General features: G+C 51.7%; 25 protein-coding genes and 1 tRNA gene. 20 read left to right on the top strand and 6 right to left on the bottom strand.

What is annotated here, in order from left to right:
- Window positions 1-78: 78 nt before the first annotated feature.
- The 9 genes from DQG13_RS27460 (at window position 79) to DQG13_RS27495 (ending at window position 10528) form a co-directional block, all read left to right on the top strand.
- Entirely contained in the window at window positions 79-1050 is a 972-nt protein-coding gene (locus DQG13_RS27460) for a FecCD family ABC transporter permease (protein ID WP_220094454.1), read from the top strand.
- Window positions 1047-2078, top strand: coding sequence for a FecCD family ABC transporter permease (locus DQG13_RS27465; RefSeq protein ID WP_113023392.1), 1032 nt, complete (start codon window positions 1047-1049; stop codon window positions 2076-2078). Before DQG13_RS27460 ends, DQG13_RS27465 begins: the two co-directional genes overlap by 4 nt.
- A gap of 276 nt (window positions 2079-2354) precedes the next feature.
- The gene (locus DQG13_RS27470) at window positions 2355-3059 is read left to right on the top strand and encodes an ABC transporter ATP-binding protein (protein ID WP_113023393.1); all 705 of its coding nucleotides are present in this window, start codon (window positions 2355-2357) and stop codon (window positions 3057-3059) included.
- Window positions 3056-4414: an ABC transporter permease gene (locus tag DQG13_RS27475; protein WP_113023394.1), complete on the top strand. Its 1359-nt coding sequence runs from the start codon at window positions 3056-3058 to the stop codon at window positions 4412-4414. Before DQG13_RS27470 ends, DQG13_RS27475 begins: the two co-directional genes overlap by 4 nt.
- Window positions 4415-4468: 54 nt before the next feature.
- On the top strand, window positions 4469-5560 hold the full coding sequence (locus DQG13_RS27480) for an efflux RND transporter periplasmic adaptor subunit (RefSeq protein WP_258525893.1): 1092 nt from the start codon (window positions 4469-4471) through the stop codon (window positions 5558-5560).
- Between the two features lie 216 nt (window positions 5561-5776).
- Complete coding sequence (locus DQG13_RS27485; RefSeq protein ID WP_258525894.1) at window positions 5777-7624, top strand: FAD-dependent oxidoreductase; 1848 nt, start codon at window positions 5777-5779, stop codon at window positions 7622-7624.
- Complete coding sequence (locus tag DQG13_RS31650; protein WP_258525896.1) at window positions 7560-7847, top strand: hypothetical protein; 288 nt, start codon at window positions 7560-7562, stop codon at window positions 7845-7847. Before DQG13_RS27485 ends, DQG13_RS31650 begins: the two co-directional genes overlap by 65 nt.
- A 177-nt stretch (window positions 7848-8024) precedes the next feature.
- The gene (locus tag DQG13_RS27490) at window positions 8025-9080 is read left to right on the top strand and encodes a LacI family DNA-binding transcriptional regulator (RefSeq protein ID WP_181593030.1); all 1056 of its coding nucleotides are present in this window, start codon (window positions 8025-8027) and stop codon (window positions 9078-9080) included.
- A gap of 347 nt (window positions 9081-9427) precedes the next feature.
- On the top strand, window positions 9428-10528 hold the full coding sequence (locus tag DQG13_RS27495; protein WP_113023396.1) for an acyltransferase family protein: 1101 nt from the start codon (window positions 9428-9430) through the stop codon (window positions 10526-10528).
- A gap of 57 nt (window positions 10529-10585) precedes the next feature.
- Here the strand turns inward: DQG13_RS27495 and DQG13_RS27500 are convergent, their stop codons facing one another.
- The gene (locus tag DQG13_RS27500) at window positions 10586-11320 is read right to left on the bottom strand and encodes an MBL fold metallo-hydrolase (protein WP_113023397.1); all 735 of its coding nucleotides are present in this window, start codon (window positions 11318-11320) and stop codon (window positions 10586-10588) included.
- A 206-nt stretch (window positions 11321-11526) separates the two neighbouring features.
- Here DQG13_RS27500 and DQG13_RS27505 point away from each other — a divergent pair, with 206 nt between their 5' ends.
- Window positions 11527-12402, top strand: a complete 876-nt coding sequence (locus DQG13_RS27505) for an Rpn family recombination-promoting nuclease/putative transposase (protein ID WP_113023398.1) — start codon at window positions 11527-11529, stop codon at window positions 12400-12402.
- Between the two features lie 167 nt (window positions 12403-12569).
- Here the strand turns inward: DQG13_RS27505 and DQG13_RS27510 are convergent.
- The 5 genes from DQG13_RS27510 to DQG13_RS27530 all read right to left on the bottom strand — a co-directional run bounded on the left by DQG13_RS27510 (window position 12570) and on the right by DQG13_RS27530 (window position 16036).
- Window positions 12570-12643, bottom strand: a tRNA-Pro gene (locus DQG13_RS27510).
- Window positions 12644-12841: 198 nt separating this feature from the next.
- Window positions 12842-14140 (bottom strand): tyrosine-type recombinase/integrase, encoded by a 1299-nt coding sequence (locus DQG13_RS27515; protein WP_113023399.1) that lies wholly within the window; start codon window positions 14138-14140, stop codon window positions 12842-12844.
- A gap of 3 nt (window positions 14141-14143) precedes the next feature.
- Window positions 14144-14779, bottom strand: coding sequence for an ImmA/IrrE family metallo-endopeptidase (locus tag DQG13_RS27520; RefSeq protein ID WP_113023400.1), 636 nt, complete (start codon window positions 14777-14779; stop codon window positions 14144-14146).
- A gap of 83 nt (window positions 14780-14862) precedes the next feature.
- Window positions 14863-15684 carry a restriction endonuclease gene (locus DQG13_RS27525; protein WP_113023401.1) on the bottom strand — a complete coding sequence of 274 codons (822 nt, stop codon included), beginning with the start codon at window positions 15682-15684 and terminating at the stop codon, window positions 14863-14865.
- A 16-nt stretch (window positions 15685-15700) separates the two neighbouring features.
- Window positions 15701-16036 (bottom strand): helix-turn-helix domain-containing protein, encoded by a 336-nt coding sequence (locus DQG13_RS27530; RefSeq protein WP_113023402.1) that lies wholly within the window; start codon window positions 16034-16036, stop codon window positions 15701-15703.
- 173 nt (window positions 16037-16209) lie between these two features.
- Here DQG13_RS27530 and DQG13_RS27535 point away from each other — a divergent pair, with 173 nt between their 5' ends.
- The 10 genes from DQG13_RS27535 to DQG13_RS27580 all read left to right on the top strand — a co-directional run bounded on the left by DQG13_RS27535 (window position 16210) and on the right by DQG13_RS27580 (window position 23672).
- The gene (locus DQG13_RS27535; protein WP_181593033.1) at window positions 16210-16404 is read left to right on the top strand and encodes a helix-turn-helix transcriptional regulator; all 195 of its coding nucleotides are present in this window, start codon (window positions 16210-16212) and stop codon (window positions 16402-16404) included.
- Between the two features lie 25 nt (window positions 16405-16429).
- On the top strand, window positions 16430-16720 hold the full coding sequence (locus DQG13_RS27540) for a helix-turn-helix domain-containing protein (protein WP_113023404.1): 291 nt from the start codon (window positions 16430-16432) through the stop codon (window positions 16718-16720).
- A 14-nt stretch (window positions 16721-16734) separates the two neighbouring features.
- Window positions 16735-16932, top strand: coding sequence for a hypothetical protein (locus tag DQG13_RS27545; RefSeq protein WP_113023405.1), 198 nt, complete (start codon window positions 16735-16737; stop codon window positions 16930-16932).
- A 16-nt stretch (window positions 16933-16948) separates the two neighbouring features.
- Window positions 16949-17152 carry a hypothetical protein gene (locus DQG13_RS27550; protein ID WP_113023406.1) on the top strand — a complete coding sequence of 68 codons (204 nt, stop codon included), beginning with the start codon at window positions 16949-16951 and terminating at the stop codon, window positions 17150-17152.
- A 15-nt stretch (window positions 17153-17167) separates the two neighbouring features.
- On the top strand, window positions 17168-19837 hold the full coding sequence (locus tag DQG13_RS27555) for a DUF927 domain-containing protein (RefSeq protein ID WP_181593031.1): 2670 nt from the start codon (window positions 17168-17170) through the stop codon (window positions 19835-19837).
- A 768-nt stretch (window positions 19838-20605) separates the two neighbouring features.
- Window positions 20606-20842, top strand: coding sequence for a hypothetical protein (locus DQG13_RS27565; RefSeq protein ID WP_113023409.1), 237 nt, complete (start codon window positions 20606-20608; stop codon window positions 20840-20842).
- Window positions 20843-20979: 137 nt separating this feature from the next.
- Window positions 20980-21432 carry a DUF5348 domain-containing protein gene (locus DQG13_RS27570; protein ID WP_113023410.1) on the top strand — a complete coding sequence of 151 codons (453 nt, stop codon included), beginning with the start codon at window positions 20980-20982 and terminating at the stop codon, window positions 21430-21432.
- Between the two features lie 4 nt (window positions 21433-21436).
- Entirely contained in the window at window positions 21437-22783 is a 1347-nt protein-coding gene (locus DQG13_RS27575) for a hypothetical protein (protein WP_113023411.1), read from the top strand.
- A 319-nt stretch (window positions 22784-23102) separates the two neighbouring features.
- The gene (locus tag DQG13_RS31035; RefSeq protein ID WP_181593032.1) at window positions 23103-23255 is read left to right on the top strand and encodes a hypothetical protein; all 153 of its coding nucleotides are present in this window, start codon (window positions 23103-23105) and stop codon (window positions 23253-23255) included.
- 258 nt (window positions 23256-23513) lie between these two features.
- Window positions 23514-23672, top strand: coding sequence for a PTS ascorbate transporter subunit IIC (locus DQG13_RS27580; protein WP_113023412.1), 159 nt, complete (start codon window positions 23514-23516; stop codon window positions 23670-23672).
- The last annotated feature ends 172 nt before the right edge of the window (window positions 23673-23844 follow it).

Here is a 23844-nt window from a genome sequence, read left to right on the forward strand (position 1 = left end):
TGGGTGAAAAACATGAATCAGCAGCAACAGCAGGAGCCGCTCCGCCGGAGCGCCAGTGCGGTCGGGTATAGCTTGTTTATGGCGGCGGGAGCGGCTCTTTTGCTCCTGTCTGCCGCAGCCTCCATCTCCTTCGGCGCAGCGGAAATGAGCCTTGCGACGGCCTGGCGCGCGGTCTTTGCGTTTGACTCCGGCATTACCGAGCATCAAATCATTCACACCCTGCGCTTTCCGCGGACCGTAGCCAACGCCATGGTGGGCACCAGCCTGGCCGTCTGCGGCGCCGTCATGCAGGGCACCACCCGCAATCCTCTGGCCGATTCCGGCCTGATGGGCATCAGCTCCGGCTCCGGCTTTGCCATTGCCTTATGCCTGGTATTTCTGCCGGACAAGACCTATCTGCAGATGATGCTGTTCGCCTTTGCGGGCGCTGCCTTGGCTACAGGCATTACCTATTTTGTCGCCTCTCTGGGCAAACGGGGCATGACTCCCCAGCGTCTGGTTCTGGCGGGGGTCTCCATCTCCATGATGTTCGGCGCCTTCAGCTCCTATCTGACTATCCGCTACCGGCTGGGCCATGCCATGGCCTATTGGTCTGCCGGCGGCACGGCCGGGGCCAAGTGGGCGGAGCTGGCTCTGGTGGCCCCCTTCTTCGCGGCGGGAACGGCTGCGGCCCTGGCGCTGGCCCCTTCCGTCACCCTGCTCAGCCTGGGGGAGGAGGTGGCTGCCGGTCTGGGCCAGCGCACCACGCTGGTCAAAGGGGCGGCCACGGCAGTTGTGCTGGTGCTGACCGGTCTGTCCGTTGTGGTGGTGGGGCCCGTAGGATTTGTCGGGTTGATTATCCCCCATATTGTACGGTACCTGGTGGGTGTGGATTACCGCCGGATCATTCCCGCCTGCGCCTTGTATGGGGCATTGTTCGTCGTGGCTGCCGATCTTCTGGGACGGATGGTGAACCGCCCCTATGAAACACCGCTGGGGATTATTTTTGCGGCGGTAGGCGTCCCGTATTTCCTCTACCTGGCCCGGAAAGAACGGAGGGAAGCAGTATGAGGAGCCTGACAGCTAAAAAAAGCGGAGGCTTTGCCCCGGTGCGTGGCATCGGAATCATTGTGCTGCTGGTGATCCTGGTGGGGGCGGTGGCGGTCATCAGCATCAATTCGGGCAAGATGGGATTGGCCCCGGGCGAGGTGCTTCAGGTGCTGCTGGGCAACGGAACCGCCCGGCAGCAGGTGATTGTCTTCGACTTCCGCTTGCCCCGGATTGTGCTGTCCATTCTGGTGGGCATCGGCATGGGGGCCTCCGGCTGCATTATGCAGAGTCTTCTGAGAAACGACATGGCAAGCCCCGGAACCCTGGGGATCAGCTCCGGCTCGGGCTTGTTTGTAATCCTGGTCATCGCCGGGTTTTCCCTGGATGGGGTGTCGTCGGCGCTCCTGCTGCCGCTGCTTTCCTTCGCAGGCGGTTTGACGGCGGCGGCGCTGATTTTTCTGCTGTCCAACAGCCGGGGACGGGATATTTCGCCGACGCGGCTGATCCTTACCGGGGTGGCCATCGGCAGCGGCTACAGCGCATATACCCTCCTGATTACATTGAAGCTGGACGAAAACCAGATGGAGTTCGTCCAACGCTGGATGGCGGGAAGCCTGTGGGGAGATGATTGGCGGTATCTGGCCGTTCTGGCCCCGTGGGTGCTGGCGCTTACAGGCTATGCGCTGTTTAAGTCCAGGATGCTGAATGCCATCCGCCTGGGCAACCAGACGGCTGCCGGACTGGGGGTGGCAGTGAAGCGGGAGTTCATCGGCCTGTCTCTGGCGGCGGTGGCCTTGTCCTCGGGAAGCGTAGCGGTGGGCGGAAATTTCTTCTTCGTAGGCATGATTAGCCCCCACCTGGCCCGGAGACTGGTAGGGCCCAACCATAAGATACTGCTGCCGGCGTCCTCCCTGACGGGAGCCTTGGTGGTGCTGCTGGCGGATACCATTACCCGCACGGTAAGCATGGGGACGGATGTGCCCACGGGAATTGTGATTACCCTGCTCAGCACACCTTACTTTTTGTATCTGTTGGCCAAATCGGATTAGGTTGTTGTGCAAATATCTTCACAGTTAGCTGATGCTTAAGCGTCAGCTTTTTTTTCGTATCCGTATCCCTAAGCGAGTTCAGGAAATATTAAGAAACCTTTTCATTCACCCAACCGTACATGAATATGTATGCCCTTTTTATGTCCGTTTTTTAGGGCGGTGGTCCGGATTGTTCGGGATTGTTCGGAATACGCCCGGTTTAGCCCAGGATGCGACATACATGCCGCAGAGGTTTGTCCCCGGCAGACCGGGTTTTGGAAAGAAAGGATGGCGGTTATGCTTCGAGTGGAACATTTGTCTCACTCCTTCTTAAGCGGGAGTGAAACGACGCAGGTGCTTCAGAACATCCATTTTCGGGTGCAAAAGGGGGAGATGCTGGCTCTGCTGGGCAGCTCCGGGTCCGGCAAATCCACCCTTTTGAACCTGATGGCGGGACTGATGAAGCCAACAGAGGGGAACATCTACATAGCCGGCGAGAACATCGTGAAGATGAACGAAAGCCAGCTGGCGGAATTCCGCAGATATCATATCGGCTTTATTTTTCAGGCATACGAGCTTATTGCCAATTTGACGGTACGGGAGAATGTGGAGCTGCCGCTGATCTTTCAGTCCATCCGCCCTTCCGTCCGCAAGCAAAAAGCCCTCTCGCTCCTGGAGCAGGTGGGCATTCCGGAGAAAGCGGAGCTGTTTCCCTCGCAGCTGTCGGGGGGCCAGCAGCAGCGGGTGAGTATCGCCCGTTCGCTGGTGACGGAGCCGTCGGTTATTTTTGCGGACGAGCCCACAGGCAATTTGGATACCCGGACAGAGGAGGAAATCATCACGATTCTGAAAAGGCTCAACAACACTCTCTCCACCACCTTCATTATTGTCACCCACGAGCATGAGGTGGCGCGGCATACCAAGCGCATTCTCACTCTGCGGGACGGCTGCCTTCAGGATACGGAGGGGGCCAAGGCGGCGGCCGGAGGTGAGGAAGCATGAGAATCAGGGATATTCTGCGGCTGTCCTGGGATCAGGTGAAGCGCCGGAAGGTGGTTACCGGCCTGTGTGCGGCAGGTATTTCCATCGGCTGCGCAGCCATTGTGGTCGCCATGAGCGTGGGGGATTCCGCCCAGAAGTATACGGAACAGGAAATGAACCAGTTTTTCAAAATGGATGAAATTACAGTCAGGGCCAATTCCGGTGTATCCGCACCGGGGGGCGGTTCCCAGATCAGCGCCGAAATGCTGGAGCAGGGCAAGCTGACCCGGCAGAAGCTGGATCTGATCCGCCAGTTCCCCCATGTTTCCGCGGCGGCGCCGTTTGTGGAGCTGGGCCATTTGCAGATGGTCACCAACGATAACCGGACCTCCTATGTGCAGGTGATCGGCACCCAGCTGGAATCCTTAAGCAAGTTCGGCCATAATTTTGCCCAGGGCGGGCCAACGGATACCTCCGGCGCCATTGTGCTCAATTATGGAGCTACTCTGGGGCTGAATGATCCGGAGACTCTGGACAATCTGATCAAGCAGATTTCCCGCAACCCCTATGATGACAACCTGATGGACCAGTACCGCAAGCTGCAAAAGACCCCCTCGGAGCTGTATCAGAGGCAGGTGCAGCTCAAGGTTTCCACAGGGGAGGCGGGCAAGGTGCGGACAAGCTCGCCCCTCCGGGTGGCCGGCATTCTGAAGCTGCCCCAGGGAAGCAGCGCGGATTCCGCCCAATATGACAAGAAGATTTATGTATCCATGGAGACGCTGCAGATGCTGCGGGAGGAGCTGTACGATACCTCAGGTTCCGCCAATTCATCGGACAGCTATGAGACGGCAACGGTCAAGGTGGACAGCCAGGATGTGGTGGAAGCGGTGGAGAAGCAGATTCAGCGGCTGCGGGTCAATACCCAGACCAATCTGAACCAGCGGGAGATGGTGGCGGAGCAGTTCGCCATTATCAAGATGGTGGCTATGGGCATCGGTGTTTTTATCCTGATTATTGCCTCCATCTCGATTATTGTGGCGATGACCATGTCCACCTACCAGCGCCGCCGGCAGATCGGCATCATGAAGGTGCTGGGGGCCAATCTGGCGCAAATCCGCAACATGTTTATTGTGGAGGCGGCGCTGACAGGGCTGTTGGGGGGAATGCTCGGCATCCTGTTTTCCTATTGGGTGGTCTGGGGACTCAACATGCTGATTATGTCGGTATCCGAGGACAAAACGCCGGTAATCTTCATTCCGCTGGCGACGATCCTGATTGGCATGACCTTCGCCATCATGACCGGGGTGCTGTCCGGGCTGTACCCGGCGGTGAGCGCCTCCAGAACCGATGCGCTGACGGCTATCAAGCGCGACTAGCGCTATAGAGGGCGGGAACCAAGTTATTTCCAGATTGAAGGGAGAAAGCGTCAGATGAAGAGCATACGCAAGAAGATCAAGTGGGTGATTCTGGGGCTTGTGCTGATTGGCATAAGCGCGGTTTTATACATACAGTCCCATCCTGCGCCCCAGGCCAACCCGGCAGGTTCGCAGCAGGCCATTGTCTTTACGGCGGCCAAGGAAACGCTGATCAACAAGGTAGAGGTAAAGGGAAAATCCCTGTACCAGCAGGAAACCATGGTATACGCGCCATTCGGCTCGCGGGTGTCGGAGTGGGTGGCGGCAGACGGGCAGCAGGTGCAGGCAGGAGATGTGCTGTTTAAGCTGGACGGCTCCGATCTGCAAACGGAAATTCTCAAGGAAGAGGCCTCCATCCGCAAAACAGAGCTGGAATCGGAGCTGGCCCGCTATGCCGGAGAGGTGAAGGAGGCAAATCTCGGCACCGGCACCAGCGAGACAGAGCGGGTGGATGCGCTGACGTCGAGAGAGACGGCCCGGCTGAACCGGGAGCTGACCGAGGTCAACCTGGACATGCAGCGCAAGGCGCTGGAGGAGAAGCGGGAGCGGCTGGCGGATGCCGATTATCAATCTCCTGCGTCGGGGATTTTCCTGTATGAAAGCACCGCCAAGAAGCCCCATGCGGTGACCGAGAACCAGTATGTGGGCAAGATTGTGCAGCTGGATCAGCTGCAGATGCTGGCGCTGGTAGGGGAGCAGGATGTGTTCCGGATCAAACCCGGCATGCCTGTGGAGGTTAAGCTGACTGCGGTGAAGGATATGACCCTGAAGGGCAAGGTGGAGAAGGTCTCCAAATTCGCCAAGACGGGCACGGATGAAAGTACCTTGAACCAGCTGGCCCAGTTCGAAGTCATCATTTCCCTGGAAAAAAGCGAGTACCTGATCGCGGGCTTGTCCTTAAGCGGCGAGATTGAAACGGAGCGCAAGGAGGACGCGCTGGTCATCCCGGCCATGGCGATTGTCCGCGAGGAAGGCAATACCTATGTCCTTCTGGACAAAGGCGGCGGGCAGACGGAGAAGAAGCAGGTCAAAACCGGCATGGAGACGCCGGAAAAAATCGAAATTCTGGAAGGGCTGCAAGCGGGAGATGTTGTAGCGCTGCCATAATTCATCCCCCAAAAGTGAAGTAGTGGCTGCACAGCGGAATCCGTAATGCTAATCCCCCTTCGGAGAAGAAATGTCCGGCGGGGGATTAGCATTGCGGAAAAAGCCAAAGCATGATACTATTTACTCGTGTAAATGAAGAGGCCACCGGTTTACTCAATCGTGTGGCCCTCTCATTGAAGAAAATTTTACTCGAGTAAATAAGGGAGGCTACTGTAAATGAGAACGCTTGAGCAGCATTATGATGTTGCCGTCATCGGAGGCGGTCTGGCCGGTTTTTGTGCGGCAGTGGCGGCAGCCCGGCATGGGGCCCAAACCTGCCTGATTCAAGACCGTCCCGTATTCGGAGGCAACAGCTCGTCGGAAATCCGGGTGACGCCCCACGGCGCGGCCTGCTTCCATGCTTATGCCCGGGAGACGGGGATTATTTCCGAGCTGTTGATTGAAGAGCGGGCGCGCAACCATGAGATGATCCTGGAAAACGGCTGGACCAACAGCGTTTGGGATATGGTCATGTATGATATGGCGGTAAACACCCCAAATCTTACCTTCCACGTGAATACTCCCGTTTCCCGGGTAGAGATGGACGGCAAGCGGCGGCTTCGGGCGGCAGCCGGTATTGTGAACAACGCGGAAACGGAAATTGTGGTCAGCGCCGGCACCTTTATCGACTGCACCGGCGACGGTGTTGTAGCTGATCTGGCCGGCTGCCAATGGCGGATGGGCAGCGAGGGCCGGGATGAGTTCAACGAGCCCCATGCCCCGGTCTCGGCCAGCAAGGATACCATGGGCAACTCCATTCATTTTAAAGCCAAGGATATGGGATATCCGGTGCCCTTCGAGGCTCCCGCCTGGGCGGTGAAGTACGACAGCCCGGACTTTTTCTATAAGCAGGGCCGTCCCCCTTACGATATCCGCGGCGGTTACTGGTGGCTGGAGATCGGCGTACCCTGGGACACCATTCATGACGCCGAGAATATCCGGCATGAACTTACCCGCCATACCTTGGGCGTGTGGGACTGGATCAAGAACAAGGACCCGGAAACCCGGGAGCTGGCGGCCAATTATGCCCTGGACTGGATCGGTCAGGTGCCCGGCAAACGGGAATCCCGCCGGATTATCGGCGAATATTTTATGACCGAGCATGATGTGATGAACCGCAAGGTGTTTGATGATGAGGCAGCCTTCGGCGGTTGGTTCCTGGATTTGCATACGCCGGGCGGACTGCTTGCGCCCACCAGCGAGCCCAATTCCGCCGCAGGCTATCAGGGCGATTACAATGTGAAGAGCTATTGCGGCCCCTACGGCATTCCCCTTAGCATCTGTTTGTCCAAGGACGTGGACAATCTGATGATGGCCGGACGCAATGTCAGCGTCACCCATGCCGCCCTTGGAACAGTGCGGGTTATGGGCACCACCGCCCTGATGGGCCAAGCGGTAGGCACGGCGGCTGCGCTGGCGCTTCAGGAGAAGCTCCCTGTGAAGAAGTACGCCGCTTCCCACAGCGCCAAGCTGAAGCAGGTTCTCCTGCGGGACGGCTGCTATCTGCCCAACAACAGCAACCAGGACCCGGACGATCTGGCCCGCCGGGCCCGCGTCAGCGCCAGCAGCGAAGCGAAGCTGTACGGCATGGGACCGGATTTCCGCGATGCCGGAACCCGTCTTCTGAAGAGCTGGTCGGATACGAAGCCCAAGAAGCTGAGTTTGAACCAGGCGTCTGCTTTGCGTGACCGTCTGGATGTCCGCCGCGGCCAATGGATTGCCACAGGAGGCGGAGCTGTCCGCAAGCTGGCGGTATGTATTCTGAACACCTCGGATACGGAGCAAAAGGTGGGCGCCAAGGTTGTTCCGGTGGACAATCTGTGGGATTACCGCTGCAATACGGGAGATGTGCTTGCCTCCACCCAGCTGTCAGTGCTTGCCTCCACCCAGCTGTCAGTGCCTGCCGGCGGTCCCCACTGGATTGAATGGGAAGCGGGCATCGACGGGCTTGCGCCGGGTTATGTCCGCCTGGATCCGGGAGGTGGAGCTGACCTTCCCGGGGCATCTGCTGACGGAGTATCATAATTATCCGCCCTTCTACCGCGATCCCCAGTGCGCCAAGGATTACAGCATTCTGGCGGATGAAGGGGACGGCTTCCGGGAGGTTGTCCGGGTAACCGGCAACTATCAGCGCCACCGGAAGCATACCCTGGACGCGCCGGTCCGGGTTTCCAAGCTCCGGATCGTGGTCCACGCCACCAACGGCGATCCGTCCGCCGCCATATACGAAGTCCGCTGCTACTCGTAAGCAGTCGCAGCATAGCCTGGCCCGGCGTATGGAAGCGCCGGGCATTGGCTTGTTGCCGGCATCACAGAGTTGCATTTTCACCGGAAACAGCTAGACTTAGGATAAAGCAATCCTGGCCTGTATCATGCTTTAACGGGAAGCAGGAGAAGAATGCACGAAGCGGCAAGGAGAGGGGATATGGCAACTCGCAATGATGTGGCGCGGCTGGCAGGGGTGTCTGTGGCCGTCGTCTCGTATGTGCTGAACAATAAAAGCTTCGTCAAGGAAGAAACCCGCCGCAAGGTTCTGGCCGCTATGGAGGAGCTGGGCTATACGCCCAATCTGACAGCCCGCAGCCTGAAGACCCGCCGGAGCGGCCAGTTGGCGGTGCTGACTAATTTTATCGGCAATCCCTTTGAGGCGGGGATTCTTCTGCATCTGGAGGAGGCTGCCCGCTGGAAGGGCTATATGATTGCCTACCGGAGCTACGACCCGGACCGGGAGCCGGAGCTGCTGGCCCAATTGGCCGGCCGGGTGGACGGGATTATTCTGCTGGGGCAGAGCCTGGCGGAGGCCACCCTGGCTTCCTTCAGGAAGAAGGAAATCCCGCTGGTCTCCGTCATGTCTCCCGGGCAGCCTTGCTCTCATATCCACACGGTGGACCTGGATTGGACAGCCGCTTACCGCCAGGTGGCAGCTGAGCTTGTCCGCCTGGGGCACCGCCATATCGCCTACATGGGACATGGATGCCCGTCGGGCCCGCTGTATCCGCGTATGGGGGCGTTTGCGGCGGCCGTGCGGGAGGCGGAGGCTGCCGCCGCTGTGACGCTCCGGTGCGACTGGCTGGCTCTAGCTGTGGAAGGCCGTTATGAATCGGCCCGGGAGCATCTGCTGAAGCTTGCTGCGGAGCCGGGGTTCACTGCCCTGGTCTGCGCCAATGATTTAACTGCCATCGGAGCCTGCTCCGCTTGCCGGGAGCGGGGCTGGACGGTGCCCGGCAGGCTCTCCATCGTCAGCTCGGAGAATATCCTGATGGTCAGCGAAACCCATCCGCCCATTGCCACTCTGGATTATCCCCGGCAAAAAGCGGCGCATCAAGCCATGGAGCTTCTGATCCGGCTGATCGAGGAGCCCGGACATAAGGAAGCTTCTGGCTCCGGCGAAGCGGAAGCCGGAGCGGTTGCGGAGGAAATCCGGCTGCCGGCCACCTTTATTCCCCGGTCCAGCCTGGCACAGGCGCCACAGGTTCCCTAGCAGCTAAAAAGCCCCGTTGGTTTGCCGTATTGTACGGTAGGCCGGCAGGGCTTTCTTTTGTTGTACGTGGCGGACGTCAGCTTCTAAGGCCAGCAGAAGCAGAGAGGAAGACCGACAAACTGCGATTCTCTTTGCGAACAGCCAAAAAATCGGTCGAATGGAAAAAGGAAATTTTGAAAAGTAAGCCATAAGGAGCTTGACAAAATCATTTTCTAGATACATATTGTATCAAATTGTATTGAAAATGGCGTCTTTGTGGATACAATAAGTATCAAAAAAGCGATTATTAGACATATAGCTCAACAAAATGCAGGTTTATGAATCCAGTTTAGAGGAGGCAAGTTTGTATGATCAGAGAAGTCTTTTTTCTCAGGGCCATTGCTTGTTTAAGTATTGTGTTGGGCCATTCCATCTCCTCATCCTTGAACTGGTATCCCTTTCTGGGAGCGGAAAGCAAACTTGCAGTAGATGTCTGGAGAACGGTGACGGAGCTTTTGCTGTTTGGCACCCCGATGTTCGTGTTTATTTCTGCCTTGGTGCTGTCCCATGCTTATCCAAAGGGAACCCCCCAAGGGTTTCTGCTGAAAAGGACCAAGTACATCCTCGTTCCATACTTCATCATGGGGGTATTCTACGCAGCGCTTGCCTGCGCCATCGAAGGCGCCTTTGCCACATTGCCAGGAAAAATTTGGGACCATATCGTGCTGGGGCAATTTCATGGATATTTCATCGTGATTATTTTCCAATTCTATCTGCTTCATACTGTATTTCATAAAGTGATCAGGACTGTTCCCTTGAAGAAACTGCTGCTTTATTCATTGTTGGTGAATGCAGGCTATTTATTGGCGGTTGCTGTCCTCTGGAAAAAGGCCGCATTCCCGGTCAGCGTCTGGTGGCTGCCTTTCTCCGCCTGGATTTTCTATTATGTCCTGGCCTATCACGTTGGGCAAAATCTGGATTGGTACAGGCGGAAGCTGAGCCCGTATGGGCTTCAACTTGGTATTGGAAGTGTGGTTGCGGCTGTGGCGGTGCTTTTGTCGGCTCGGACCGGTATTTTCCCGTTTGGCTCTAAACGCGTGGATGTGCTGGTGTACACGGTGCTGCTCTGCTTTTTCATTTTTGGGCTGGCCTCCAGGGCGAAGCGGGTTCCCCGTTGGTTGGAAACGGTCAGTTCTTATTCTTTCGGCATCTATTGGCTGCATGTATTCTTTATTGCTGTCCTTCATAAGGCCTTTAAATTTCTGCCGCAAGGCCTTCGGGAGCATTCCAATCTATCGCTTTATATCCTGTACTTGTTCATAACGGCTCTTTTGCTGTCCATGGCCGCCACCTATCTGCTGACGCGCCATCCGGCCGGGGAGTTTATTGTAGGCAAGCTGGGCGTAAGGGTCTCCGGAAAGCGCGGGGGCAATCCGGCCCAGGGCCAAAATTTGACTGTGGCCAAATAAAGGGATATCTCCGGCCAGCGTAAAAACTGCAGAGCCGGGCTGGAACAATCCGGGCAATTATACAGTGAGCTGTATGCCGGAGTCAGGCAGGATGATTTCCCCGCCAAATTCGGCTGCCGCCTCTTCCTGGAGGACACTGATCTCCCCAAAATGGGGAAGATGGGACAGCACCAGACGTTTGGCCCCGGCCTTCGCTGCAAGCCTGCCCGCTTCCGCTGCCGTCATATGCCCGTAACGCGCCGCTTCCTGCCCGTTATAGAAGGAGCTTTCGGCGATCAGCAGATCCGCGCCCTCAAGCCAGGGCATCAGCGCTTCATTATAGCGGGTGTCGGCAGTATATACCAGAACCTTGCCCTCTGCTTCTAGCCGGGTTCCCAGGCAGTAGCCGTCATGGTCGGTCCGGAAAAAGCTCAGCCGCATTCCGCTCTCCTCCGCCAGAATAGTGGTATGGGAAATGCCTTCCGAATAAGTGCCCTTCATGTCCTTCAACGGCCAATCCCCGTTCTTCTCCCGCGGCAGCAGGATGCGCAGGGGCTTATCCCGCCGCATCAGATCCGAGTCAATCAGGCAGGCGTATTGCAGGCATCCCAGATCGGCGATGTGGTCATGATGGTGGTGGGAAATGACCACCGTGGAAAGACTGCTTAGAGGGATATAGCGCTGCAGGGCGCTTAAGGCTCCGCTGCCGCAATCCAGCAGAAAACGTTGGCCCCCCGCCTCCAGCAGGTAACAGGCGCTGGCTTCCCCTGCCGCGGGATACGCGCCCCATCGTCCGATAATCCGCACATTCATGGATTTGCCTCCTCTGACTTTGCGATACCCTTTCTGCCTAAAGAAGGGTTAGGCTGACAATAGCACTGCGAAAGCGGAAAAGCAATAAGCCGCGAGGGCCAATGTCCTTGCGGCTTTCCTTTTCAGCAGTCAGCTCCGCATGGGGGAGATTTTGCCACACGGAAATAGCTGAATTGTCGGAAACTTTGGTATAATGAGCCTAAGGAATGGAGTTGATCGATGTGGAATTGCTTGATCCGAGAGTGGACTTTGTATTCAAACGCATCTTTGGCAACGAAAACAACAAGGATGTGCTGTTGGCGTTCCTGAACCGGATATTCACCAAAGCCGGGGAGTCGCCGCTAACAGAGATTATTCTGATGAATCCCTATACCGACAAGGATGATCCACTCGACAAGCAGTCTATCTTCGACGTTTACGCAAAAACTGCGGAGGGCAAGCTGATTGACATTGAGATGCAGCTCTTCAACAAGTACGATATTGAGAACCGGACGCTGTTCTATTGGAGCAAGCGATACGCCAGTCAGCTTCAGGAGGGCGAGAAATACCAGGAATTGAAGAAGTGCGTCACCATCAATATTCTGAACTATGCCTTCCTGCCGAATGAAGAATACCATAATGTATTCCATCTCCGTGAAGACCGGACGTTGATACCACTTATAGATGATATTGAAGTGCATTTTCTTGAGCTGACCAAGCTGGATGATGCAATTCCAACGCAAGGCGGTTTGGAGAACTGGCTGTTGTTTCTCAAAGGCGTGGATACGACTCATTGGGAGGTGCTGAAGATGAATGAACCGGGATTGGAGAAGGCCATGGATACCCTGCAATACTTGAGCCAGGATTCGGAGGCCCGCCGCTTGTACGAGGCCCGGCAGAAGTATCTGCATGACGAAGCATCGATGCTCGAAGGGGCGAAGCAGGCTGGGATGAAGGCGGGCATGCAAGAAGGAATGAAAGCAGGAATGAAAGCAGGAATCAGGGGAGTGGCCAAGAATATGCTAGCACTAAATTTGGATATCGCCACCATAGCTAAAGCAACCGGATTGTCGGAGCAGGAAATACGTGCGTTGAAGAAATAAGCGAAGGGAGCTTCCAGATGCGGAGCTCCCTTGCTGTTTCTGTAGCTAAGCATCATAAAAAGAGACAACTCTCTTCCGGATTTACAACCCGTTAGATTGTTGTCTCTTGGTTTGAAACGGTGTCTGCCTCACATGAGGGGAAGAAAACCTTCACTTTGTAAAAAGTATCGAGACGACAGGATTTGAACCTGCGACCTCTTGCTCCCGAAGCAAGCGCTCTACCAAGCTGAGCCACGTCTCGTCATCTTGCGTCCGGGACAATCCCCGTGACAGCGACAAACACTATTATATCAAACCAACCGCGGAAGTCAAATGAAAATTTCAAAATTTATATCTGGCGTCCCCGAGAGGATTCGAACCTCCGACCTGCAGTTTAGGAAATAATTAACCTTCCTTGTCAGATAAAGTCATCTTTATTCTTTACCTTCAAGTATCTGTATTATACCCGGTTTGGTTGTTCATCTTCAACCATGTTTTGTAACGTCTTTTCAGTATTTTCGCCCCGTTCTGACCCCAACAAAGCGGGGTTGAACTTCTCCAACTTATCAGCAGCCACGCGGCTAATCTTTTCTGATTTGTGGGTGTAAAATTTCGATGTTGTTTCGAGACGGGCATGTCTTAACCGTTCTTGAATGGTTTTCATGTCCACGTTCTCCTCACGGAGTAACATGGCTGTTGTGTGACGCAGATCATGAAGCCGGATTGCCGGTAAATTTAATTTTGACCGCAGCCTGCTCCATTTAAGCGTTGGGGCATCAGGATATAGTGCTTTGCCATTGCCGGGATGAAACAGATATTGCTTCTCCGCTTCCTCCCAAGAGCCTTTTTCTTCAGCCTTTGCTTTATCCTCATTCCATTCGGCTTGGTAAGTTTTAAGTTCGTTCATATAAAATCCCGGCATGGGAACGAATCCAACCGATTCCTCTGTCTTTACTTCATCTTCAACAACTTCCCCTTCTTCATCAAAGGTAATTTGCTTTTCAATCCACAGCCCTCCATTGATAAAATCAACGTTAGTCCATTGAACGGCCAGCATCTCGCCGCGGCGAAAGCCTCCAAGAATCACGCCGATAAAATAAAGGCTCCAATGCCGCGGTTCCTCACAAAGCGCTAATATAACCTTCTTGGCTTCCTCAGTGCTGTAGGCCATCTTCCGTTGCTTCATTTCCCGTTTTTCTTGTCTGTCGGCTTTAGGACGTTTCACGCCTGTCATGGGATTGTTTTTCTCTGCGATGAACTTCCACTGTACAGCATGGTCAAAAATCGATTTTAAGAGGTTGTAAATGTTCAGAAGGGTATTTGTCGCCAGTGGCTTCTTGCGCTTGTCCTTGCGGCCTTCTGGCGTCTTAAGCTTGGTCATATACTTGACGATATGGATTGTCTTAATCTCGTTCAGAATCTTATGTCCAAATTCAGGTATAAGCTGGGCATCAATCTGAGCGTAATAATTTTTTCGCGTTCGACCGCCTAAGTTTCCTGCTGCATAGTTCTCTTTCCAAACCTCAACAAATTCTTTGAAAGTCATTCTGTTCGGCTTCACATATTCACCGTTTTCAACTTCCATCTGAAATTTGGCAAGCTCCGTGTTCAGATAATTGGCAAGTTTGCGCGGCGACTTCAGCAATTCAGGATCAACTGTAATCGGTTTTCTCTCCCGATTTCGCTTTCCTTCAGCATCGAATCCGTTGTAGACGGTCAAACGGTATTTTCCATTTCCCCGATCCTCAATATATGCCATCTTTTAAACTCTCCTTCCGTTCAAATTGACCTTGCGGCCTCTTTGGGCTGACAGCCATAGCAGTTTATTCAGCATTTTGAGCGTATCCGGGGAATGAGAGATGATACGGGGTTCAGGAATGGCCGGGAGAGTATCATTAATGCGCTGATTCTCTTCGCCCCTTCGGATACGGCTCATGATTTGTTTAAGGCGGCGTTTCACTAATGATTCAGGGAGCGCAAATTCTGTAGCCAATGTATAAAGCCCGTTGCCGGATCGCAGGCATTCTTCATACTCAACCAGCATGTAAAAGGGCATAGAGGCGTAAAGCTGGAATGTTTCGGCCTGTACCTCCTGCAATTGCGCCAAGCCGGGAGGAAGGAGCTTCTGATGGCCGACATGACGCAAGGGGTGGCATAGCTCGTGGAAGAAGGCTTCCCTTTGTTTGTCTACAGTGAGCAGCTTGTTCAGGAAGATAACGGAATACTGGCCGTCCTTCCAGTCTGCAAACGACGGTCCCATATAATACATGACATCAATGCCGAACAAAGCAGCTATCCGGTCAAGATTCATTTCATGCGGACTAAAAATGCCGTCTTGCTGGTACTTTTCGCTGATCCAGCTTTCAAGCTGGGTGGGATGGTACAAGTCTAGGGGCATGGTGGTTACCTCATAAAACAATTAGGAACACATGTTCTATTTTTGCATAAAAAGAAAAGCCCTTCAAGAAGGACTTTTAGAGATTAATCTAATCGCTTTAAAAATGTGCAGGAAGGATAATCTAAACAAACGTAAGCCTTTCCTACAGTGGTATTCCTAATATATGTATCCTTTCCACATTTAGGGCAGACTGGTCCCGATTCATATGTTTTATTTGGATTCAATGCTCCAGTCGTGTTAGAAGCAGGCATGTTTTTTGAAGGTGCGGCGGATGATGCTGCTACCAGTTCCCTAGCCGATTTGCCCTTAAATGATTTAGAAACCGGTTCAGGTAGAGGGTCCAATTTTTCTATTCTTCGCTCAAGCATTTGGATCAATTCATACCGTTCAATCAAACGAACATTGTTTGCTTCTGCAAGCCTTCTGGCTTGTGCGGTATAAGTATTATTTGTCACAACCCACGCATTAACAGCATCGTAGAAGTTGATAGCTGTAAATGCTTGCTGAACTGCTTCCAAACCAACGGGATTACTATAACATTTTGCCTGAATAACTGTTTTAACCCCATTTTTGGTAATTGTAAGATCGGCTCCATAATCGCCAGACTTCGGAGTTAAATAGACTTGATATCCCTGTGACTCAAATAAATCTTTTAAGCGCTCTTCAAAATCGTATCCATTCATTCTGTCTATTTCCAAGATTCCGGATCGTTTTATTCGTTCTTGTTTTCTCGTATTTGAGAATATTATTGTTGCCAGAACTAAACCAATAACAAGGCTTCCTGACAATACAGCAAACAGAGCAGAGTGAGTGAAATAATAAACCCCAAAGCCAATAAATAAGCCTAAGCCAACCCCGGCGGAAATTTCAACTTCCTCTTTATTACTCTTGTTTCGTCTTGCCATTCATGCTGCCTCCGTCTCATTTGTTTAGTCCCTTCATCTTCCTATATGCCTCCACAGCCGCGTCAGCGACAAACTGTTCTTCTTCCGAATATTTGCTTGCACCACCATAATAGGCACGACCGCTATCTAAACGATGATTCGGTGAAGTGGGATCATCAGTTCTGCCTAACAAATAATCTGTAGATATGTCTAATACATCTGCAATTAATGTCAATGTATCATGGGATGGTGCGCTATGCCCATTTTCATAATTACTAATAGCAGCTTTTGTTAGAGAAATTTTCTCTGCTAAGTCATCTTGAGTTAATTTTCTCTTTTTTCTCCACTTGACAAGGCGATCAGGCTGAAACAAAAAGACTCCCCCTTTTATGAAGGTACACTGTAATTTTACATCAGTTCATGATAATTTGATTTATTGTACATGAAACCTGTATTTAATCATTGACATACACTAATCTTGTACATATAATAGAGCCATGAAGTACAAGATTAATGTACAATTGGGGGTGAAAAGATTTGAAGAAAATGCAACTCATAGAATCAAGAAAGAAAAAGAAGCTTACACAGGAAGAACTCGCAAAAATCCTTGGTTACTCTAAATCCACAGTGAGCAATTGGGAAAACGGATATTCTAATCCCTCTTTGCAAGATGCATTAAAAATTTCAAGAATTCTTGAAAAAGATATTGACTATCTTTTCTCAGGTCTTTTAGTACACTAATCTTGTATATAAGGGAGGGGTGCATATGAATACGGTCAACCTCATTGAAGCTTTAAAAAGTGATATTAGTTCAGGGCTGGAAAAGTCCCTGATTGAGAAGCTTACCCCCATTATTAAGCAGAAGCTGTATGCCAATGTCTTCGACCTCAAGGAAGCTGCCCAATACCTGAAGGTATCTGAAAGCACTTTGCGGCGGATGATTGCTGAGAAGGAAATTCCCTTTTTCCGCATTCGCGGACAACTGTTTTTCCGCCAGGCTGACATTGATTGCTGGATTGAGGCGCAGGTGGTTGAGAACTCGAAAGTTTCAGGCTAAAGGAGAATCGCCTTATGAGCAAAACTAAAAAACTGAATCAAGCGGCATTTGAAATCGAAGTGGCTATTTCAAGATTGAAATGCGCCAAAAGCTTGTTGCTGGCGAGTCGTAGCTCTGAGCATATGCCCATTGCTCTGGTCATTGCCAATCTGGAAGAAAGCTTCGGAATCCTGACTGATCCCGAATGCACGCCGGAATTTTACCAAAATTAAAAGGGAGGCAGCGTCAATGAATGAAAGCAAGTATGTAATTAGCTCTTATAATCTTATGCAGAAAAGGCATATTGTCCTTGATGAAAATGCTGATGTTCAAATCACTCCGGAAGGAGAACGGCGCATCAAGGCGCTGTTTAACCGCATTAGTCCGGAGGAAAAAATTCTGCTGGATATCGCATTCTGCCAAGCTCATGAAATCCCCCCGAAATTATTTTGATTGGAGGAACAAGGGTTGGACTTCCAGCAGCAAGCCATTGAATACAGCCTGAGAGGATTTTCCGTCTTCCCGCTGCGCGCCAAAAGCAAAGTGCCTGCCCTGTCCAAAGCACAAGGGGGGTGGGAGCCTTACAGCAAGCAAGCGGCCACACAGGAGCAAATTAAACGTTGGTGGACGGACAAGCCTTATAACAATATCGGCATTGCGACAGGTTCCGTCTCCGGCATCATTGTACTGGACATAGATACTCCAGACAATCCGGGGGAGCCGGACGGGTATGTTTCCCTCCGCGTGATTATGGAGCGCTTCGGGCCATTGCCGGATACGATGCACACGAAAACCGGCAGCGGTGGTACGCATTACCTGTTTAAACATCCCGGTTATACAGTACCTAATTTCAGCATGAAAAAGACGATAGGCATTGACTTGCGGGGTGACGGCGGGTATATCGTGGCTCCTCCATCTGTCCATCCTAACGGCAACCGTTACGAGTGGTACGGCGGCTCCCAAATAGCGGATATGCCTAATTGGTTGTTGGAGCTTGCGGCTGACAAAAAGCCGGAATGGTTGAAGGAGCTTTTCCCGGATATGTTCCATACGCGCTCACAATCAAAGGACAGTCAAAGGCAGTCCGGTAAAGCTGCCAGTAGCGCCGCAGATATATTAAACCGTTGCGCCTTCTGCCAGCATTGCCAGCGTGAAGCGGCCAGTTTGAGGGAACCGGAATGGTATGCCATGATATCCAACTTGTCCCGCGCTCCCGGAGGCTCCGACCTTATCCATGAGTTGTCCAAGCCACATCCCGGCTACGACCCGGACAAGACTGCGGCCAAGATTGATCATGCGCTCCATCATGGCAAGCCCATCACCTGCCACTATATACAGCATAGTATTGGCTTCCAAGATTGTCCAGCGGGTGGCTGCGGCGTGAAGACGCCCATCGGGTTGCTGTATCCATCAGGGAAAGGCCCGGCCAAGGCATCAAATTCACGCCAAGCTGGAAGGGAGGAGAACACAAATGACAAGCAGGGCACGATCCGGCTGCCTAACCTCCCGGTCAAAGGCTTGATGCAGCCCAATAGCTGGAGCATAACGGAAAGCGGGATATGGCAGCAGCCGATGAGTGACGACCAGCCGCCAGTCCGGGTATGCCCTGTGCCGGTACTGTTGACCAAACGCCTTAAGAACATCGATTCGGATGAAGAGAAGATTGAAGTCGGCTTCCGGCGTGACGGCCGGTGGCAAAGCATCTGCGCTCCCAGGGCTACGGTGTTCAACCGGTCTGCTATTGTGGCTCTGGCGAATCAAAGCTTGCCGGTGACTTCCGAGAACGCCAAGCACCTTGTCCGTTATCTTGCGGACTTCGAGGGGGCCAACATGGACACGCTGCCGGTCGTGCAATCTGTCTCCCATCTTGGATGGGTAGGGCAAGACCGGTTCCTGCCGGGAGCCAGCGAAGGCATTCACTTGGACGTAGAGCTTGGCGGCACGTCTGCGGTAGCTGGCGGCTATCATACGGAAGGGACCCTTGCCGAATGGCGTTCATTTGTGGAGCCGGTCCGCAAGTATACCATTGCCCGGTTCACGCTGGCCGCATCCTTCGCCGCGCCGTTGCTGGTGCTGGTCAATCAACGGGTATTCGTTGTTCATAATTGGGGACCCAGCCGCGGCGGGAAAACAGCCTGCCTGAAAACAGCCCTCAGCGTATGGGGAGAGCCGGATACCATCATGGCTTCATTCAATGCAACCAAGGTGGGCTTAGAGCGGTTGGCGGCGTTCTATTGCGATCTGCCGCTTGGGATTGATGAAAGGCAGGTTGTCGGGGACAAGCAAGGCTTTGTGGAGTCGTTGGTTTATATGCTGGGGCTGGGCAAAGGCAAAGCACGGGGCAGCAAGGGCGGGGGGCTGCAAGCCTTCCAGAATTGGCGTACAATCGCTCTGACAACCGGAGAGGAGCCGCTGTCTACGGATACCAGCACACAGGGGATCAAGACGCGGACGCTTGAAATCTATGGCATTCCCATTGAAGACGAAGTTCTGGCCCGCAGGTTACACCAGGGGTTAGCCGCCAACTATGGTAGCGCAGGACCGGCCTTTGTTCGGCGGATCATGCAGGAGCTTGCCAAGGACCCTAATGCCTTCAAGGAGGATTACGCCACGATGCTGGCTGAATGGGAAAAGCGCAACGCGGGGCATATGGGTAGCCACCTGTCCGCCGTTACCACGGTTATGCTTGCGGATTACTACGCCAGCCGGTGGATTTTCGATGTGCCAGAGGAGCAAGCCTATGACGAAGCAATTGCCATGGCGGAACTGATCCTAGCCCAGCAGGAGACGGCGGCGGAGGCAGATGAAGGGTTCCGGGCAATGGAGTATTTCCGAAGTTGGTGCCATGTGAATGTTACCAAGTTCAACGAAACACCCTCTACCGAGTGGTATGGCTTGTTCCGAAATGGAAGGATATGTGTATTTCCCACCATTTTTGAGCGTGCTATGAAAGATGGAGGCTTCAATTCTCGCCGGATTCTGGCCGATTGGGCAGACCGAAATTGGATTGATTACGAAGTCAAACCCAGTGATGGAAAAAGACGGTTGAAGATTGGGGTAATGTTGAACAGAGAACGTTACACGGTCATATCTGTCCGCCTGATCTACTCGTTGCAAGAACAGAATGAAGTGACGTAAAAACTGCCGCTAGTGACGTAATTTTTGGTCGAGTGACGTAATGGTGACGTAACGGAAATCCAGTAGTGGCAAGGATTTATAGGCATATTACGTCACTTACGTCACTAAATGTGTAATTTCTCTCTATAGAGAAAAAAAGAATCTACAATAAAAATTTTAACAATAAAAGGAAAAATGCAACCACGATTTTAAGTAAGAGAAAAAATAAGGTATGTGTTTCAAAAAAGTGACGTAACAGAAAAATGGTCGAAAAATCCCCGCCGTTACTGGTTTTTATCAAAAAAAAATTACGTCACCATGAGTGACGTAGAACCAAAATCAACACCCAAAGGAGGTTTTACGCCATCGGCATAATTACAAAAAATGTTAAAACGTCAGCTTCGACGTCTCCCAACTTGGCGAGAATTTCAGAGCCATGCCGGGAACTGGATTTTTCCCCTGATGTGGACTGGAATCCCCGGTATGCGGCGCCGCAAAATCGCATTACACCAGAAGAACGGCGCGACAAACTTGCTTTATCAGAAGGGCTAATGCCGCTTATCTCCGGGGAAGACTACGAAGCCCAATACAGGCCCAATAGTCACGTGTTCCTGATGTTAATAGACGGGCGGTGGGCCGCGTGGAGAGAGACGTGGAGGGATACTGATGAATCCCCTCACAAGGGGAAGTCCGTGTCCCAGAAGGTCATTACAGAGCGTGAGATTAGCTTTGAAGCGGCATTAAAAAAAGCAAGCCGCTACCTAACTTATGTATCCAGGAGGTGAGACTATGAATCCCCGGAAGGAGACACACACAAGTTCAAACGGTAAATTGGTATTTGGTGTCGCCAGCTTTATCTTTTCCATTATTTGCTTGATTTTTTGCCTTGTATTCATGATTCTGGCTGTGAAGCTCTTTCTTGAAGCGAATCTTCTTGATGCTTTATTTGCGATTCTTGGGGCTATGGGAGTTTGGCACTTTGGTTACTTTGGGCTAATGCTCGCAGACAAGACCTTTTCGAGCTAGGAAATAGGAGCGTAGGCTGGATGAAACAGGATTTTTTGAGAAAAGCCTTATGTTTTATTTTGGCAACATTCATTGTATTCGGTTCTATTTGGATAGTTTTAGATTCAAAGTGAATATAAGCCCATGGGAGGGTATCTATGAAAACTCAAACGAAAAGCATAAGGGAGCAGATCAAAAGTGAACTGGAGAAGCTCCTGCCCCAAATGAAGCGGGTGGTTAACCTGATTGAGGATACCGAGGACAATTGGCTGGATCACTACGAACGGCTGGACCCGGATGACCAGTTTCAACGTTATATGTTCTATTTCATTGCCGAAAGTATGCAAAAAGCCCAGCGTACCATTGAAATCATGAAAGCTCCTGTCGTTGCCAGCGGCAAGCTGTACAAGAACAGTGCCGGCCGTTACGAGTATGAGCGGGGGAGTTATTTCACCAGCGGCTGTCCCATCGAATTTCTGCATGAGGAAGAAGGCCGCGACCCGTCATGGATTCATTCTCGTGTAGAGCACAACGGCTCAGACTACTACATTGTGGGCTATCCTAACTTGTCCATGAACGGATTGTTTGTTCGTATGAGATTGCGGGGGTGAACAAATGAGTGCTATAAGGTTGGAGGCCGGACTGGCTAATGTATTGGTTGATTTGCAGAATGAAATTGCTGAAGAGTTCAAGAGGATGATTGTTAAGGTATGGGATTCATGCGAACATGAATTTGCCCCGTTCTTTGCTGCCATGCGGGAATTGTACAAACAGCACAAAAGTGAAGCCTATTGGCAGGAAAATGAGGAATCCCCATTGTGGGACGTATTCAACGCAATTCCAGCAGATACGAACGACTATCATTCGCTTTATATGGCCATCATGCATGAACGTGTTTGGGACTATAGCCGTTATAATGATTTGCACATCAAGTATGAACCGTTGCCGTATCATTTTGGATACAGCAGTTTTTATGAGGCGTTCATAAGCTTCACCGATAAGGCAATAGAGCAATTCGCTTCCGGCAGAAATTTGCAGGAGAAGCTGCGTAAAGAGCTTTTTATTATCCTGATTGTGAATCAGTATAAAGAGGAGCGAATGCAGCTTACTCTCCGCCAGCTATATTACCAGATGGTTTCCAAGAACCATATTGCAAACAGCGAGAAGGAGTACAAGGGAATCATCGAACTAACGGGAAATATGCGGAGTTCCTGTGTCTTGGAACTGGATGAATTTGCGGATAATACAAGGTTTGCCGTCCGGTATCGTTATGCGGAAAAGGTAACAGACTTTCTTAAAGAGAAGCTGAATGCATACGGCTATGTAATGGATACTCGTAGCGGTCAACCGAATTATTTGGAAGTATGGATTGAAAAGGAGGCGTTACGTTCCGTCTTCAAACCAATTACCGACGAGCAAGACGTTCCGCTCTTTATATGCCGGGGCTATCCTTCTACATCATCCTTATTCCAGCAAGCAAAGGCTATTTCCAGAAAAATGAAGAAAGAAAAAACCATAAAGAATGTAACCATTCTTTATTATGGCGATCATGATCCAAGTGGATTGCAAATACCGGAAGCTATTGAGAGGATTTTCCATGAAGATTACCAGATGCATTATGTTCATGTGAAACGCTGCGGCTTGCTCATGAAACATATTCGTTCGTTCCATCTGCCTCCCAACCCCGCAAAACTCACCGACCCACGCGCCGAATCCTATGTGAGAGAGCATGGAGGAGAAAGCTGGGAACTTGACGCAGTAGAGCCAAAGGAGTTGCAACGATTGGTTGATAGAGCGATTAATGACTACACCGATATGGAAGTAAAGGCTGAGGTCCGGTCAAAACAATCGGAAGGAAGGGAACTAATCCAAAAGGTTACGGCTGATCTGATTGCTCAAATCGGTGGCATGGAAGAAGAAAACGAAGATTTGGAAGAAGATGAAGAAAGTGATTTGTTCTAGCTGAACCGTGCAGCGTCTTAATGTAAACATAGTTTACTAATTTTTTATTCATCTGGAGGCGGACAAGCAGCATTACGGAATTGCCGGACTAACATCAAAAGAAGATTGGGAATGACATGAAGATTTGGGTTGCTGGTATGTATGTCGGGAATGTGAGCGGTGCGGATATTATTGGGAGGGACCGTGGTACATTTTTGATGATCCCGAGAAGTTAAGAAACACGCTGAATTAAAAATTACTGTCACACTATTGACAAATCATAGGAACAATTATATTCTTAATACGAACATATGTTCGTATTTTTTCTTTTGGGAGGAGGATGGCTGTGTACGAAATTGAAACGGCCAGCGGCACCATTCAGGTGTTGTACACCATGACGTTAGGCGACATTGCCTCTATTGTTGTCACTCTGCTGTTGCTTGCCACCTTCCTGCTATATTGGGTTTATCAAGTGCTGTGGGGGAGGCGATAGGGCTGATTATCGTTGATCCGTCTGTATCCATTACTGCACTTGCAACCGTTGTCGGTTCGACTCTGGCCACGGTCATGATTCTCCGATTCGTAGCAAAGGCGGTGACGACTTGGAGACAATAGTTGGTGAAGCTCTGCGGGTTATCATCGGCATTCCCGATGTCGTAAAGGTGATTGCGGCCTATACCTCTTGCATAGCGATCTTTTTCGGGATTTTCTATTTTGTGAGGCATGTTGAGGATTGGAGGGCAGAGCAAAGATGAATGTATCCGATGTATGGGACTGGCCGTTTTTTTGGTCCATGTTTCGTAACTTTGTCGCTTCTGCGGCTCCCTTCCTCATGATCCCGGCTGCTGTGCTGGTTGTCGGAATGCTCATGAACGCGATTGTGTCGGCAGTTTCCAAGGGTAAAGGATGATTGCCGTGAAGAAAAAGGTCATGCTCCTCCTGGGAGCCGTCCTGATCGCCTTGGCTATCCCTTTTCAGGCCCATGCGGCCACATTTCCGGTTACTATTACATCCACTAGTACAACATGTTGCAAATTCGTTCCCTATGGAAAAGGACCAAAAGGTCCTAAAACTCGTCGAGC

The sequence above is a fragment of the Paenibacillus sp. YN15 genome (assembly GCF_003285005.1).
GTDB lineage: Bacteria > Bacillota > Bacilli > Paenibacillales > NBRC-103111 > Paenibacillus_AR.